Annotated in this window: 15 protein-coding genes; 9 read left to right on the forward strand and 6 right to left on the reverse strand. The window is 65.0% G+C overall.

The annotated features are described in order from the left end of the window. The first annotated feature begins 4 nt into the window (after positions 1 to 4). A complete protein-coding gene (locus XH79_RS15530) occupies positions 5 to 202 on the forward strand; it encodes a Trm112 family protein (protein WP_007598651.1) in 198 nt (65 codons plus the stop codon). A gap of 219 nt (positions 203 to 421) precedes the next feature. Here the strand turns inward: XH79_RS15530 and XH79_RS15535 are convergent, their stop codons facing one another. Continuing rightward, positions 422 to 1642, reverse strand: a complete 1221-nt coding sequence (locus XH79_RS15535; RefSeq protein WP_271582184.1) for a ubiquinone biosynthesis hydroxylase — start codon at positions 1640 to 1642, stop codon at positions 422 to 424. A gap of 138 nt (positions 1643 to 1780) precedes the next feature. Between XH79_RS15535 and tesB the strand changes: the two genes are divergently transcribed. Beyond that, positions 1781 to 2644, forward strand: a complete 864-nt coding sequence (tesB, locus tag XH79_RS15540; protein WP_212346131.1) for an acyl-CoA thioesterase II — start codon at positions 1781 to 1783, stop codon at positions 2642 to 2644. 62 nt (positions 2645 to 2706) lie between these two features. On the opposite strand, the gene XH79_RS15545 is transcribed toward tesB, so the two are convergent. Genes XH79_RS15545 through XH79_RS15560 form a run of 4 tightly spaced genes read right to left on the reverse strand, consistent with a single transcriptional unit; the run spans position 2707 to position 7685 of the window. After that, positions 2707 to 3669 (reverse strand): Bug family tripartite tricarboxylate transporter substrate binding protein, encoded by a 963-nt coding sequence (locus XH79_RS15545; RefSeq protein ID WP_212346129.1) that lies wholly within the window; start codon positions 3667 to 3669, stop codon positions 2707 to 2709. Between the two features lie 50 nt (positions 3670 to 3719). Continuing rightward, a complete protein-coding gene (locus XH79_RS15550; protein ID WP_271582185.1) occupies positions 3720 to 4943 on the reverse strand; it encodes a CaiB/BaiF CoA transferase family protein in 1224 nt (407 codons plus the stop codon). A gap of 24 nt (positions 4944 to 4967) precedes the next feature. Next, a complete protein-coding gene (locus XH79_RS15555) occupies positions 4968 to 6107 on the reverse strand; it encodes an FAS1-like dehydratase domain-containing protein (protein ID WP_212346125.1) in 1140 nt (379 codons plus the stop codon). Between the two features lie 15 nt (positions 6108 to 6122). Continuing rightward, the gene (locus XH79_RS15560) at positions 6123 to 7685 is read right to left on the reverse strand and encodes an acyl-CoA synthetase (protein ID WP_271582186.1); all 1563 of its coding nucleotides are present in this window, start codon (positions 7683 to 7685) and stop codon (positions 6123 to 6125) included. A gap of 186 nt (positions 7686 to 7871) precedes the next feature. On the opposite strand from XH79_RS15560, the gene XH79_RS15565 reads away from it, so the two are divergent. Beyond that, the gene (locus XH79_RS15565) at positions 7872 to 8648 is read left to right on the forward strand and encodes an IclR family transcriptional regulator (protein WP_271582187.1); all 777 of its coding nucleotides are present in this window, start codon (positions 7872 to 7874) and stop codon (positions 8646 to 8648) included. A 68-nt stretch (positions 8649 to 8716) separates the two neighbouring features. Here XH79_RS15565 and XH79_RS15570 read toward each other — a convergent pair whose 3' ends face one another. Then, positions 8717 to 9598, reverse strand: coding sequence for a DUF4339 domain-containing protein (locus XH79_RS15570; protein ID WP_271582188.1), 882 nt, complete (start codon positions 9596 to 9598; stop codon positions 8717 to 8719). 261 nt (positions 9599 to 9859) lie between these two features. Here XH79_RS15570 and XH79_RS15575 point away from each other — a divergent pair, with 261 nt between their 5' ends. The 6 genes from XH79_RS15575 (at position 9860) to XH79_RS15600 (ending at position 15765) form a co-directional block, all read left to right on the forward strand. After that, positions 9860 to 10198, forward strand: coding sequence for a P-II family nitrogen regulator (locus XH79_RS15575; RefSeq protein ID WP_018323564.1), 339 nt, complete (start codon positions 9860 to 9862; stop codon positions 10196 to 10198). A gap of 78 nt (positions 10199 to 10276) precedes the next feature. Further along, complete coding sequence (locus XH79_RS15580; protein ID WP_212346113.1) at positions 10277 to 11578, forward strand: ammonium transporter; 1302 nt, start codon at positions 10277 to 10279, stop codon at positions 11576 to 11578. Between the two features lie 310 nt (positions 11579 to 11888). Further along, positions 11889 to 12227, forward strand: a complete 339-nt coding sequence (locus XH79_RS15585; protein ID WP_008142813.1) for a P-II family nitrogen regulator — start codon at positions 11889 to 11891, stop codon at positions 12225 to 12227. A gap of 37 nt (positions 12228 to 12264) precedes the next feature. Next, complete coding sequence (locus XH79_RS15590; protein WP_212346111.1) at positions 12265 to 13713, forward strand: ammonium transporter; 1449 nt, start codon at positions 12265 to 12267, stop codon at positions 13711 to 13713. A 219-nt stretch (positions 13714 to 13932) separates the two neighbouring features. After that, positions 13933 to 14337: a GFA family protein gene (locus XH79_RS15595; protein ID WP_333938874.1), complete on the forward strand. Its 405-nt coding sequence runs from the start codon at positions 13933 to 13935 to the stop codon at positions 14335 to 14337. A gap of 213 nt (positions 14338 to 14550) precedes the next feature. Then, positions 14551 to 15765 carry an aminotransferase class I/II-fold pyridoxal phosphate-dependent enzyme gene (locus XH79_RS15600; RefSeq protein WP_271582190.1) on the forward strand — a complete coding sequence of 405 codons (1215 nt, stop codon included), beginning with the start codon at positions 14551 to 14553 and terminating at the stop codon, positions 15763 to 15765. The last annotated feature ends 9 nt before the right edge of the window (positions 15766 to 15774 follow it).

The following is a 15774-nucleotide window of genomic DNA, read 5'->3' on the forward strand; positions in this document are numbered from 1 at the left end:
AAAGATGAACGCGCCTACCGAACGCCCCGAAGCCAGCGTCGATCCCAAACTGCTGGAGATTCTGGTCTGCCCGCTGACCAAGGGCCCGCTGGAGTTCGATTCCGCCAAGCAGGAGCTGATCTCGCGCAGCGCCAAGCTCGCCTATCCGATCCGCGACGGCATCCCGATCATGCTGCCGGAAGAGGCCCGCAAGATCGATTGAGGACGCGTCGCCCGTCGCTCGTCGCCACATCCTCGGTGTCGTCCTGGCGAAAGCCAGGACCCATAACCACCGAATTGCATTGCTGCACGAGCCGGCAACTCCGAGTCTTCGCAAAACTATTGCTGCGGAGTATGGGTCCCGGATCTGCGCGCGCTTGAGGCGCGCTTGTCCGGGACGACAAGGAGAGAGTGAGGCGCGAGCGTTCTCTAAACTTACGCCTTACAACGCCTCGCCCTTCAGCAGCCTTGGCACTTCGCCCGTCAGTCCGGCGGCCTGGCGGATGAAGAGGTTCTTCAGCGGCGGGGCGCGGTCGACGAGGCCGAGGCCGATGTCGCGGACCGTGCGCAGCAAGGTCGACTGGTTGGAGAACAGGAAGTTCAGCGAGTTGGTGGCAACGCCCATCGCCATGGTGTCGAAGCGGCGCCAGCGCTGGTAGCGTTCGAGCACGTCGGCGCCGCCGAGATCCATGCCGAGCCGCGCGGCATCGACGACGACTTCGGCCAGCGCGGCAACATCCTTCAGCCCCATGTTGAGGCCCTGGCCCGCGATCGGATGGATCACGTGCGCGGCATCGCCGACCAGCGCGAGGCGCTCGGCGATGAAGGAGCGCGCGACGAAATAGGACAGCGGAAACGCGCGCGGCTTGTCGAGCGCCTTCACCTCGCCGAGATGCAGGCCGAAGCGCTGCTCGAGCTCGCCGTGGAAGTCCTCGTCGCTGAGCGCGACGATGCGCACGGCCTCGGCCCGGCGCTCGGTCCACACCAGCGATGAGCGCTTGCCCGAGAGCGGCAGGATCGCGAAGGGACCTGCGGGCAAAAAGTGCTCCTCGGCGCGACCTTCGTGATCGCGCTCGTGGCCGACGGTGACGACGATGCCGGACTGATCATACTCCCAGCCGTGCGTAACGATGCCGGCACGCTCGCGCAGTCTCGACCGCGCGCCGTCGGCGGCGACCAAGAGGCTCGCCGCGATCACGCTGCCGTCGCCGAGCGAGACTTCGATGCCCTCGGCGCGCGCGTCGTAAGACGACACCGTGGTGGCGCGAAGATCGATGCCCTCGGCCTCGGCGCGCACCACCAGCGCATCGATCAGGCGGCGGTTCTCGACCATGTGGGCAAAGGGTTCGCCCGGCGCGACGTCGCCGGCGAAGTTCAGGAACACCGGACGCGTGGCGTCCTCCAGCTTCGAATCGGTGACGACCATGTCGAGGATCGGCTGCGCCTCGCCCCTGACGTCGTCCCAGGTGCCGATCGCCTCGAACAGGCGACGGCAGGCGGCGACGATCGCGGTGGCGCGCGGATCCCGGCTCGGCCGCGTGCCGAGCGCGGGATCGGCGACGATGACGGGGATCTCGGGACCCAGTCCCTGGCGCAACGCCAGCGCCAGCGCGAGGCCCGCAAACGCGCCGCCGCCAATGACAATGCTTCCCTGTACCGACATACCAAGCTTCCCGGTCAATTCTCGGTCTTGCTAGCAGACTTGAGCTGGGCGAAACAGTGCGGTGAAACAAGGGCGGAACGGCCCAAATGTGCCATTCCGGAGCATCCGCCCCGGAACGACGGCAAGAAGGTTCATTCCATGTCCAAAAGCCTGTTCGACCTCATTTCGATCCTCGACCTCGAACAGCTCGAGGTGAACCTGTTTCGCGGCAACAGCCCGAAGACGGACTGGCAGCGGGTGTTCGGCGGCCAGGTGATCGGGCAGGCGATGGTCGCGGCCTGCCGCACCGTCGAGGGGCGGCTGCCGCATTCGCTGCATTGCTATTTCATTCTGCCGGGCGATCCGAAGGTCCCGATCATCTACCAGGTCGAGCGCCTGCGCGACGGCAAGAGCTATTCGACCCGCCGCGTCACCGCGATCCAGCACGGCAACGCGATCTTCTCGATCATGGTGTCGTTCCACGCCGAGGAGGAAAGCGCCTTCGATCACCAGGACAAGATGCCCGATGTGCCGCCGCCGGAGAAGCTGACGGCGGAGGAAGTCGCGAAGCAACCGATCTTCAAGGAGATGCCGGAGTTCATCCGCCGTTACTACGAGATGGATCGTCCGATCGAATTGCGTCCCGTCGAGATCGGCCGCTATTTCGGCCAGAAGGTCGACGACGGTCGCATCCATATCTGGATCCGCACGGCTGCCAAACTTCCCGACGATCCCGCGCTGCATCTGTGCGCGCTGGCCTATGCATCGGACTTCTCGCTGCTCGACGCGATCATGGCGCGCTACGGCCGCACGCTGTTCGACAAGGACATGATGCCGGCTAGCCTCGATCACGCGATGTGGTTCCACCGCCCGTTCCGCGCCGACGAATGGCTGCTCTACGCCCAGGATTCGCCGAACGCGCGCGGCGGCCGCGGCCTGTCGCGCGGCCTCATCTTCAAGCCCGACGGCACGCTGGTGGCGTCAGTGGCGCAGGAAGGCTCGGTGCGCGAACGCAAGGCATGATCCCGAGACGTGGGAAGCGGTTCTCGGACGAGATCATGCTCGAGCAAAGAGCCTGATCGGCGTCAGCCGCCCTGCAGGCCCGTTGCCTTGATCACCGGCCCCCATTTCAGGCGCTCCTTCGTCTCGAACCGGGCAAGGTCAGCCGGTGTTCCACCGGCCGGATCGAGTCCCAGCTCGTGTAGCCGCTTCTTGGTCTCGGGCAGGGCCAGCGCCTTGGCGAACTCGCCGTTCAGAAGCTCGATGACCGCCTGCGGCGTGGCGCGTGGCGCGTAGAAGGCATTCCATCCCGCCATCTCGAAATCAGGCACGCCCTGCTCGGCGACGGGTTTTACGCCCGGCAAAAGCTCACTCGGCTTCAGTACGGTAATGCCGAGCGCCTTCAGCTTGCCGTCGTCGATCTGGGTGCGCACCGCCGTGACCGTATCGATGATCAGCGGAACCTGTCCGCCGAGCACGTCGGTCATCGCGGTCGCCGAGCCCTTGTAGGGAACACCGAACATCGGCGCGCCGGTCACATCCTTGAGAAACTCGAAGATGACGCGCGCCGTCGTGCTCGGCAAAGCGATGTCGATCCGGTCGGGCTTCGCCTTGGCAGCCGTGATCAGATCCGCCACGTTGTTTGCGGCGAACGACGGGCTGGCTGTGATCACCAGCGGCAGCTTGCCGACCAGGATGATCGGCGCAAAATCCTTGGCAGGCGCGAACCCCATCGACGGATACATGAACTCGTTCATGGTCTGGGTGGCGTTGGTGCCCATCAACAGCGTGTAGCCGTCGGGCTCCGAATGCGCGGCCTGCTCGGCCCCGATATTGCCGCCGGCGCCCGGCTTGTTCTCGACATAGAAGCGCTGGCCGAGCGTGCGCGACAGATGATCGGCGAGGTATCGCGCGACGACGTCGGTGCCCTGACCGGCCTGATAGGGAACGATGATCTTGACGGGCCTCGTCGGATAGGTCTGCGCGAGGCTTGCGCAACTCCATAGCAGGGCCAGCAATCCCACGGCCCATCTCGCGGATCTCAGCATGCTCGTTTCCTCTCGTTATGATTATTTTGGTCGTCTTCTTGTTGGTGGTCTTATCGTGTCGCAGGGTCCTTCCGTTGCGGAATGACGATTCCGGCCTCGATCAGGCTGTCGATCGTACCCTCATCGAAGCCGGCATCCGCCAGAATTTCGCGCGCATGCTCGCCAAAGCGGGGCGGCCGTCGCGTGGCGCTGCCCGGCGTCTCTCGCAGCTTCACGGGAATGCCGGGCGCGCGATGGCCCTCGCTCTCGACCAGCATGTCGCGATGGGCGACATGGGCTTGCGCGAACGCCTGCGGCACGGTGTTGACGGCGCCGGCGGGAACGCCGGCCTGCATCAGGTCGCGGCAGAGCGCCTCCGATTTGAAGCCGGCCAGCGTGCGCTCCAGTTCAGTGCGTAGCGCTGCGACGTGGGTGAGCCGATCGGCGTTGGTGCGAAAGCGCGGATCATCCAGCAGGTCGCCGCGCCTGACTTTCTGGCAGAAGCGGCGGAACTGGCCGTCATTGAGGATGCCGAGGAAGATCTCGCCGTCGGCGGCCGCGAATTTGTCGTAAGGGGCGATGTTGGGATGGGCGCTGCCGAGCCGACCGGGAACGTTGCCCGAGCAGATCCAGTTTGCCGCGTGCGGCACCAGCAGGCCGAGCGCGGTGTCGAACAGCGTCACCTCGACGCGCTGCCCCAGTCCGGTCCGTTCGCGCGCCGCGAGCGCAAGCAAGACACCCGTGAGCGCATTGTAGCCCGTGACGTAATCGACGATGGGAACGCCGACCCGCGTCGGGCCCGAGCCCTGCGTGCCGTTGATGCTCATCAGGCCGCACATGGCCTGCAGCACCGCGTCATAACCGGGGAGGCCGCCGAGCGGCCCGTCGGCGCCGAAGCCCGAGATGGCGCAATAGATCAGTCGCGGAAAGCGCTCGGAGAGATGGGCCTCGTAGCCGAGCCCCCAGCGCTCCATGGTGCCGGGCAGGAAATTCTCCACCAGCACATCGGCATCCTTCAACAAGCCTTCGAGCACCGCGCGCCCCAGGGCGCGCGACAAGTCGAGCGCCATGCCGCGCTTGCCGCGATTGACGGCGCCGAAATACGCCGCCTGTCCCGCCGCATCGAAGGGCGGTCCGAGGCCGCGCGTCTCATCGCCCGATGGCGGCTCGATCTTGACGACATCGGCGCCATGATCGGCCAGCATCTGCGTGCACAGCGGCCCCGCCAGCACGCGCGAGAGATCGACGACCTTGAGGCCGGTCACCGCTCCGCGCGTGAGATCAGGTGCGGGCATGCTCATGCGCCCAGTTGGTTGCTGTCAGCTACGGCTCGGCAATTGCACGATGCCGGTTCCGAGCACGGAGAGTTCGTCGTCCTGGTTGCGCGCTTCCTGCTCGATCTCGACGAGATGACGGCCGTTCTCGATGAATTTGCGCTTCACCTTGCCCTTGATGAACAGGATGTCGCCCTCGGGATTGTGCCGGCGGATCTTGCAGGTCGCGCGGCGCAGGAAGCCGTCGTCGCCCATCCAGTTGGTGAGGTGATGGGTCAGCCAGGAGCAGCGCTCCGGACCGTAATCATAGGCGCCGGGCGCGCCGACCTCGAGCGCGAACTCCTCTTCCCAGTGCACGCGCTCGGGGCAATCGGGAATATTGAAGCGGTTCGGAATGCCGAGGCCGCGATGGGCATCCTGCAGCTTCCACGCGAGCTTGTTGGCGCGGATGTAGAGACCGCCCCAGCCTTGCGCATAGGCGATGAAGCCCGTGACGGTCATCGGTCCCTTCAGCATCACCGGCAGCGCCTCGCCTTCGGTGACGTCCTGCCAGTAGCGCGGACGCGAGCCCTGGATCCGCTCGTCGGCATAATGCTTGTAGGCCGCGGCGAGCTCCTCGTCGCTGTAGCGGCGCGGTTCACGGGCCCTGACTTCCTTGTATTTGGTGCCCTGCTCGCGCGCGTGGTCGCGCTCGGTGCGGAAGCACCAGCTGTCCGCCTCGGCGACGAGGTCGCCCTGCTGGTTGAAGAAATCGACGTGATAGGTCTGCTGGATGGCGCGGCCGGCAAAGCGCGTCTGATGCTCGACGAGGTCCTTCAGTTTGGCCTCGGTCGAAATCACGTCGTTGCGCCTGACGGCCTTGTGCCAGGTCCAGTCCGCGCCCGACCACATGGCGTGGACGCCGGGCATCCCGCCGACATAGCCCGACACGATGCGACTGGTCGAGAACAGGAAGCTCGGCAGCGCGATGATGCCGCCGTAAGCGGACTTGGCAGCGTAGTCGGGGTCGCACCACAGCGGATTGTCGTCGCCGATGCCGTGCGCGTAATGACGGATGTTGTCGCGCGTCGCCTCATAGCACCAGGGCTCGGCGGTCACGCCGATGGTCACGCCGATGCGCTTGCGCAGATCGTCGAGGCCCTCTTCGGTGATTTTCGGAAACCTGCTTTCGGTCTTGTCCAGCATGTGACGTTCCTCTCTTTAATTCGTCGCTTCTGATTGTTTGGCGGCCTGCTCGCGGTCGCGCAGCACCTTGCGGTTGACCTTGCCGGCCGGCGTCTTCGGCAGCTCCGCGACGAAGCTGACGAGACGCGGATATTCGTGATGGCTGAGGCGCTGGCGCACGACGTCCTGGATCTCGTGCTCGAACGACGTATCGCCGGGACGGTCGGTGACGACGAACGCCTTCACCACCTGCCCGCGCAGCGGATCGGGGACGCCGATGGCCGCGGCCTCGCGCACTTCCGGATGCTTGAGGATCGCGTCCTCGATCTCGACGGCGCTCATGGTCCAGCCGGCGGAGATGATGACGTCATCGGCGCGGCCGCCGTGATAGAAGTAGCCGTCGTCGTCGATGCGTCCGAGGTCCTTGGTCGCGATCCACTCGCCGCGACGCCAGACCTTCAGCTCGCCGGTCACGCCGGGCGCGCAGGGCTTGCCTTCGGCGTCGTGCACCTCGACGCGTCCGCCGGGGATCGGCTTGCCGAGGGATCCCGGCTTGACGACGAAGTCGTGCGCGCCGGGATAGCTCACCAGGATCACGCCGATCTCGGTGGTGCCATACATGCTGCAGACCTGGTGGCCGAAGGTGTCGTGCGCGAAGGTCGCCGTCTCGCTGTCGATCGGCTCGCCGGTGAACGACAATTTCTCCAGCGCGTAGCGATAGCGCGGTGCGGCGCCGGAATTGCGCATCATGCGGTAGTGAGTGGCGGCCGCAGACATGTTGGTGAAGCGGTGCCGTTCGAGCGCCGCCAGCAGCCGCTCCGGATTGAACTTGCCGGCATAGGCCCCGATGGTGATGCCGAGTGCGAGCGGCGCCAGCGTACCGTGCCAGAGTCCATGTCCCCAGGCCGGCGATGACGGGCAGATGAAGCGGTCGCCGGGACGCAGCCCGGTGCCGTACAGCGCCGCCACCATCAGCGTGACGATCGAGCGATGGGTGTGCTTGACCGCTTCGGGCAATTCGCGCGTCGTGCCGGACGTATATTGATACAGGGCCATGTCGTCGGCCGTCGTCTCAGGGGTAAAGTGCGGCGCGAAGCGCTGCAGGCCGTTCAGGAACGCGTCATCGGCGACCACGACCTCGGTGCCGATCCCGGCGAGCAGCGGCGCTTTCTCCGCGTTGGTCACGATCAGCCGCGGCTTGCAATCGTTGACGCGCAGCTTGACGCCGTCGGGTCCGAACAGCGTGAACAGCGGCACGGCGATGGCGCCGGCCTTCATGGTGCCGAACACCGCCACGTAGAACGCACGCGACGGCTCGAGCATGACCGCGACGCGATCGCCGGGCTTGATCCCGCGGCTCACCAGATCATGTGCGAAGCGCGAGGAGGCTTCCGCGAGCTCGGCAAAGCCCAGCACCTCGTCCGGCCCGTCGGCGCGGACGACGATCACGGCCGGATCGGAGCGACCGGCGTGCCGGTCGATGCACTCATGCGCGATGTTCAGCTGCGCGCGATTGCCGTCGAACAATTCCCAGAGCTTCTCCGGAGAGAAGATCGTCTGCGCGGCGGCGTAGCTCGTGAAGTCGGTCAGCTTGGTCATGACCGGCAAGATACCGACGACGCGCCAATTGTCAAATAGCGTTATTAATTGTATATGTACAATTTGCGTGAATCACGCCGGAGCTTGCGGCGCGTGCCCGCGCGAGGCGAAAGATCAGCGCTGCGTTAGCGCTGACTCGATGAGTTGGTGTTGTTGCACTCCAGCCGCTGTTGTACCGATACGATCATGCCGAATGCCAAATCACCCCGTGTCCGCGCCGTGCCCGCGGTCACGCGCGCCGTCGCCATCCTCCGCCTGCTCAGCCGCAGTCCTGCGCCGCAGAGTCTCAAGGCGATTGCGGAAACTCTCGACCTGGTGCCGAGCACCGCGTTGCACATCGTGCGCGCGCTGCTCGCGGAGGATCTGCTGCAGGTCGATCCGCAGACCAAACGCTACAGCCTCGGCGTCGGCATGCTGCCGCTGGCGCGCGCCGTGCTCGAGAATGCCGATTTTCCCAGCCTGATGCGGCCGAAGCTCGAGGAGCTCTCAGGCCGCTACGGCGTCACCGCGATCGGCGTCGAAGTGCCGGATCTCGACAACATGATCGTCGTCGCGCTGGCGCGCAGCCAGGCGCCGGTGCGGCTCCACGTCGACATCGGCAGCCGTTTTCCGGCGCTGATCAGCGCCACGGGGCGTTGCGTCGCCGCCTTCAGCGGCCAGCCGGAGAAGGAGATCGAGAAGCGCTTTCGCCTGCTGCGCTGGCACAACGCGCCGACCTTCGAGGCCTGGCGCAAGGAGGTCGATCAGGTGCGCAAGCAGGGCTTTAGCATCGACCGCGGCAATTACATTGCCGGCGTGACGATCGTCGCCGTGCCCGTCCTCAACGCGAAGGGAACGATCTCGCACACCATCGCGGCCGTCGGCCTCGGCAGCCAGCTGGACCGCGCGACCTCGCTGGCGCTCGCGCGCGACATGCGTGTTGTCGCCGAAGCCATCGCCCCACAACTGGCAATTCACGCCTGATACATCGGCGCGGAAAGCCTGATCGCCATAAGCGCGGTAAATCGCGCTTATGGCTTACCGGACCATCCTTAGAGCGAGCCGCGCGGAGCGAGTTCGGTCTGCGATGCAAACCAGTTCATGATCCAGCGATACACCCACGGGATCGGAATGATGAGGCTGCACAGGATCGCAGCCACGATGCCGCGCCAGAGGATGTCGAGACCGCTGCCCTTGAACACGATCTCGCGCCGCGTGCCTTCGATGCTGCGGCAGAACCAGCGCATCTGGGCCGCAGCCACCCAGGCCCAGCCGATGATGGTGATGATCGAGATCGCGAACAGCAGATTCCAGCCAATATAGGCCCAGACCGAACCGGTGAAGCTGAGACCGAGCGGCTGCCCGTTGGAAGCGAGGTTCGCGACCATCCATTTGATCAGCAGCCAGTAGAGCACGATCTGGACGATGAACAGCAGATTGCTCAGCAACTGGCTGCCGACGAAGCCGAGCGCGATCGCCAGAACGATGAAGCCAAAAACCCAGGGCACCAGCGTCATCGCGCTGCCGGTGAAGCTGAGATTGGGCCGCCCGGGGACCTTGATGCAGGGTACGATCCATTTCGTGTACCAGACGAACAGCCACGGCACCGGAATGACAAAGCACGAGCCGATCACGAGCACGAGCGTGCGCCAGGTGAACTCGAGGATGCCGAAATCGACAGCGAGTGATCCGCCGCTGGCCGCGCCAGCGTAACCACCGGCGCCCATCGCCGGGGGCCCGCCGCCTGGAACCATCGGCGGCGCGCCGCCGCCGACCAGGCCGGGAATTTCGGCCGCCTTCTGCCAGCCGGCCATGCCCTCGGTCCACACCAGCGTGTCCGGGCGGACGACGCCCTGGGCGATCAGATCGCGGAACTGTCCTTCCGGAAAGGGCCCCTGCTGCTTGCCCTCGGATGCGTAGAACCAACTCGCCATGAAACGTCCCCCTCGAACATACTTATGTACCGGCCAAGGCGCTTAGGTTCACCGCTTCGGTTCACCGCATCCATGCCAAAAATGCATTGTGAAGGATGAACGGATGCCCTGTACAGAGGCGGCCGTTCACATGGCCTCCCTTGGCCAAACGTTTTTCCGCTTCAATCTGCAACTTTTTTGTGCCATTTGCCCGTAAAGATGCCAGATTGACGCGGCGCCGGGGACATACGGCGCGGCGCATCCCGGGGAATAGGCCTGACCATGAAACTCGTCGTCGCGATCATCAAACCCTTCAAGCTCGATGAGGTCCGCCAGGCCCTGACGGCGATCGGCGTCCACGGCATGACCGTGACCGAGGTGAAGGGCTATGGCCGCCAGAAGGGCCATACCGAGATCTATCGCGGCGCCGAATATGTCGTGAACTTCCTGCCGAAGCTGCGCATCGAGATCGCGGTCGCCTCCGACGTCGCCGACAAGGCGGTCGCCGTCATCACCTCGACGGCCCGCACCGGCCAGATCGGCGACGGCAAGATCTTCGTCACGCCGATCGACCACGCGCTGCGCATCCGCACCGGCGAGACCGACAGCGACGCGCTCTGAATTAGACACGACTGCTTCGATCGCACCGGGCAGCGACGCCACAGCGTGCGACGTAATTTCTATGCTGGGGGAAACAACATGGCGGGATTGTTGCGCCGTGCAGCCGCTTTGGCTGCGCCGATCGGATTCGCGTTGGTCATGGCCGCGCCGGCGCACGCCGCCGCCTCCGAGATCAACACCGCCGACACCGCCTGGATGATCGTCGCCACCGCGCTGGTGCTGATGATGACGATCCCGGGTCTGGCGCTGTTCTATTCAGGCATGGTGCGCAAGAAGAACGTGCTCGCCACCATGGCGCAGAGCCTCGCCGCGGTGACGATGATCTCCATTCTCTGGGTCGCGTTCGGCTATTCGCTCTGCTTCGTCGGCGACGGGCCGTGGATCGGCACGCTCGACCGCTGGTTCCTCGCCGGCATGACGCTCGACAGCGTCAACCCGGCGGCGAAGACGATCCCGGAAGCGCTGTTCATGCTGTACCAGATGACGTTTGCGATCATCACGGTGGCGCTGGTCGCGGGCTCCGTCGCCGACCGCATGCGGTTCTCCGCCTATCTGCTGTTCTCCGTCGCCTGGTTCATCTTCGTCTACATTCCGCTGGCGCATTGGGTCTGGGGCGGCGGCTTCCTCGCCAGCATGGGCGTGATGGATTTCGCCGGCGGCCTCGTCGTGCATCTGTCGGCCGGCACCGCCGGCCTCGTCGCCGCGAAGGTGATGGGGCGACGTCATGGCTATGGCACCGAGAACCTCTCGCCGTTCGACCTCTCGCTCGCCGTGATGGGCACCGGCCTGCTGTGGGTCGGCTGGTTCGGCTTCAACGGCGGCTCGGCGGGCGCCGCCAATTCGCGCGCGGTGATGGCGATCATCGCCACCCATCTCGCCGCCTGCTCCGGTGCGCTGACCTGGGGCGCGATCGAATGGTCGACGCGGCGCAAGCCCTCCGTGCTCGGCATGATCTCCGGCGCGGTCGCCGGTCTCGGCACCATCACGCCGGCCTCCGGATTCGTGGCGCCCTGGCACGGCATCGTCATCGGCGTGATCGCCGGTGCGGTCTGCTACTGGGCCTGCACCTGGCTGAAGCACCGTTTCAACTACGACGATTCCCTCGACGTGTTTGGCGTCCACGGCATCGGCGGCCTGACCGGCACCCTGCTCGCCGGCGTGTTCGCCACCAGCGCGATCGGCGGCACCGCCGGCCTGCTGGAGGGCCATCCGCAACAGCTCCTGATCCAGCTCTACGGGGTCGCCGTCACCTTCGTCTGGGCCGCGGGCGTGAGCTTCGTCCTGCTCAAGCTGGTCGGCCTGTTCGTGCCCTTGCGCGTATCCCGTGAGCACGAGCTCGAGGGATTGGATATTTCGCAGCACGGCGAAGCCCTGCAATAGGCTTCCGCGCTACGTAATTACCTTCCGGCTGCCCGACGCGTGAGCAACATTGTGTCGGCAGCCTGTCGTGCCTGCGTTTTGAGCAGACGTGACCAGCTTTTGAGCGCGACGTAATAGCGCACTGCACTGCAATACGCGCCAACCGCGAAAACACCCGTTTTCATAGTCCGTTAGGCAAGCCGCCTGATCTGGCACGGCATTTGATTCTAGGGGTCCGGCTGTGCCCGCGTAGTGAAACTTCTCCCTCGTGGCGAACCAGTCGAGAAACGCCCGGCCACGTCCGGACCGGGCCCAAGCGGGGATAGGACCCATGAAAATTGTTATGGCGATTATCAAGCCATTCAAGCTGGAAGAAGTCCGTGACGCCCTGACCGCCATCGGCGTTCACGGTCTCACGGTGACGGAAGTCAAGGGGTATGGCCGCCAGAAGGGCCATACGGAAATCTATCGCGGCGCCGAATATGCCGTGAGCTTCCTGCCCAAGATCAAGATCGAGGTCGCTGTCGCCTCCGACCAGGTCGACAAGACCATCGACGCCATCACGTCCGCTGCGAAAACCGGACAGATCGGCGACGGCAAGATCTTCGTCATCAATCTCGACCATGCGGTTCGCATCCGCACCGGCGAGGCCGATGCCGCGGCCCTCTGATTTCGCGCTCAACCTTATCCAATCAGGAGTAAACAATATGACGTTCAAGCGTCCCTATGGCGCGGGAATGGCGGCTCTCGCAGTCGGCCTGTTCGCTGCGACCGCAGCCTATGCCGAGCCAACGGTCAACAAGGGAGACAACGCCTGGATGCTGACATCGACAGTGCTGGTGCTGTTGATGACGATCCCCGGCCTCGCGCTGTTCTACGGCGGCCTCGTCCGTTCCAAGAACATGCTCTCCGTCCTGATGCAGGTGTTCTACACCGTCTGCGTCGTCACCGTGATCTGGGCCGTGTACGGCTACAGCCTCGCCTTCACCGGCGGTTCCGACTTCATCGGCGGCTTCTCCAAGGCCTTCATGATGGGCGTCACCACCGATTCGAAGGCCGCGACCTTCTCGGTCGACGCCAACATCTCGGAGCTCATCTACATGTGCTTCCAGATGACCTTCGCGGCGATCACGCCCGCCCTCATCGTCGGTGCCTTCGCCGAGCGCATGAAGTTCTCGGCGATCGCTCTCTTCATCCCGCTCTGGGTCACGCTGATCTACTTCCCGATCGCGCACATGGTCTGGTACTGGCCCGGCCCGGACGCGATCCAGGATGCGGCCAAGGCTCTCGCTGCGGCGGGTGATGCGGCGGCGAAGACCGCGGCGCAGGCCAAGCTCGACGAGATCAACGCCGACGCCGGCTGGATCTTCAAGATGGGCGCAATCGACTTCGCGGGCGGCACCGTGGTGCATATCAACGCCGGCATCGCAGGCCTCGTCGGCGCCCTCCTGATCGGCAAGCGCGTCGGCTACGGCAAGGAGCTGATGGCTCCGCACTCGCTGACCATGTCGATGATCGGCGCCTCGCTGCTCTGGGTCGGCTGGTTCGGCTTCAACGCCGGCTCCAACCTCGAAGCCAACGGCGGCGCTGCGCTCGCCATGACCAACTCCTTCGTCGCCACCGCGGCCGCCGCGCTGTCGTGGATGTTCGCGGAGTGGATCGTGAAGGGTCACCCGTCGGTGCTCGGCGTCATCTCCGGCGCTGTCGCGGGTCTCGTGGCCGTCACGCCTGCCGCCGGCTTCGCTGGCGTGATGGGCGCGATCGTCCTCGGCCTGATCGTCGGCGTTGTCTGCCTGTTCTTCTGCACCGTCGTGAAGAACGCGATCGGTTACGATGACAGCCTCGACGTGTTCGGCGTGCACTGCATCGGCGGCATCGTCGGCGCCATCGGCACCGGCATTCTCGTCAACCCTGCCCTCGGCGGCGCCGGCATCATCGACTACACCGCGATCCCGCCGAAGGTTGCCGATTACGACTTCACCGTGCAGGTGCTGGCCCAGCTCAAGGCTGTCGGCACCACGCTGGTGTGGTCGGGCGTCGGTTCGGCGATCCTCTACAAGGTCGTCGATGTGATCGTTGGCCTCCGCGCCAATGTCGAGAGCGAGCGTGAAGGCCTCGACATCACCGAGCACACCGAGCGCGCCTACAACATGTAACTCTCTCCTCCCGGGCGCGGTCTCCTCGGGGACCGCGTCCACAACTACGGTTTGGGCACATACCCGGCAATGCCCCGACCGTTGAGGGGCTCCAGCGCAAGTTGGAGCCCCTTTCTTTTTGCAAATTTTCTTTTTGACCAGGTGCCGAAGAAAAAGATTGCCATTCCAGATTGCCGGCGCAGAAATATCGACCTCAAGAACAACAAACGGGAGGTCGTCATGCGTTTGGAAGGCGGATGCTATTGCGGCGAAGTGCGCTATGTGGCCGAGGGCGACCCGATGATGCAGGCGCAGTGTCACTGTCGCGAGTGCCAGTACATCTCGGGCGGCGCGCCCAACACCTTCATCGCAATGCCGGCAGCCGGCTTCAGCTACATCGCCGGTCAGCCCAAGCAGTTCATGCGCAAGGACCTCGAACGCGCCGTGACGCGCGAATTCTGCCCTGAATGCGGCACGCATCTGGTGACCAAGGTTCCGGGCCTGCCCGCCGCGATAGTGAAGGTCGGCACGCTGGACGAGCCAAAGCAGTTCCAGCCGCAAATGGCGATCTACACCTGCGACATGCAGGAGTTCCACGCGATTCCCGCCGGCATGAAGACATTCGAGAAGCTGCCGGGACGCTGAAGCCGCGATGACGGTGCAATCCCTCTCCCGCAAGCGGGAGAGGTGAGAGCCGCCATGCATCCCGTTGTTATCCGGTCCCATTTTTCCCGCTCTGGACGGCGGCGGCGACCGATGGTTAATCGCGTCTTAACCTCGCCCTATCTATGGTGAACTGAACCGTTTTCCCGCCGGCGATCCATGCGTCCGGCTGTTCCAAGAGTGCTGGCGTCCAGAATGGCTATGACCGCTTCATCCCGTACGCCGCAGGCCAGTGGAAGCTCCGATTCCGCACGCTCGCCCTTCGTCCGGCTGAACGAGCTGCTGGCCCCGCATCAGCCGGGCAAACCCTTGATTTCGCTTGCGGTCGGCGAGCCCCAGCATCCCGTGCCCGACTTCGTCGGCCCGGTGCTGGCCAAGCACATCGCCGATTTCGGCCGCTACCCGATGAACCAGGGCACCGAGCCGTTCCGGAACGCTGCTGGCGCCTGGCTGTCGTCGCGCTTCAAGCTGCCGCGGCCGCTCGACCCCAAGTCCGAGATTCTCGTCCTCAATGGCAGCCGCGAAGGGCTGTTCATCGCCGCGATCGCAGCCGCGCGCTATGTCGGCCCGCGTCCCGGCAAGCCCGCCATCCTGATGCCGAACCCATTCTATCCGGTCTACGGCGCCGGCGCCCTCGCAGCGGCCTGCGAGCCGATCTATCTGCCGACCACGGTCGAGAACGGATTCCTGCCCGATCTCGACGCGATCGACGAGGCGACGCTGGCGCGCACCGTTGCGTTCTATCTGGCGTCGCCCGCCAATCCGCAGGGCTCGGTCGCCAAGCCCGACTATTTCAGGCGATTGAAGCAGCTCGCCGATCGCTACGGCTTCATGATCCTCAGCGACGAGTGCTATTCGGAAATCTATACCCGCGAAGCCCCCGGCAGTGCGCTGGAATGCGCCGGCCCCGATTTCACCCGCGTGGCTGCGTTCCAGTCGTTGTCCAAGCGCTCGAACCTTCCCGGCCTGCGCGTCGGCTTCGCCGCCGGCGACAAGAAGTTCATCGGCATGTTCCTGGAGCTGCGCAACATCGCAGCACCCCAGGTACCGGTGCCGCTGCAGCACGTCGCGACCTTTGCCTACGGCGACGAAGCGCATGTCGAGGAGAACCGCAGGCTCTACCGGATCAAGTTCGATCTCGCCGACCAGATCATCGGCAACCGCTACGGCTATCGCCGGCCCGATGGCGGCTTCTGCGTCTGGCTGAACACCTCCGGGATCGGCGACGATGTGTCGGTGACGCTGAGGCTCTTCAAGGAAGCAGGCGTGCGCGTGGTGCCCGGCAGCTTTCTGGCGCGACAGCAGCCCGACGGATTCAATCCCGGCGCAGGCTATATCCGCCTCGCGCTGGTGCAGGATGGTGAAACGACGGCGCAGGCGCTGCACCGTCTGGTCGAGACTCTGGGTTAGGCGGGGCCC

This window comes from Bradyrhizobium sp. CCBAU 45389 (assembly GCF_028128625.1).
Lineage (GTDB): Bacteria > Pseudomonadota > Alphaproteobacteria > Rhizobiales > Xanthobacteraceae > Bradyrhizobium > Bradyrhizobium liaoningense_B.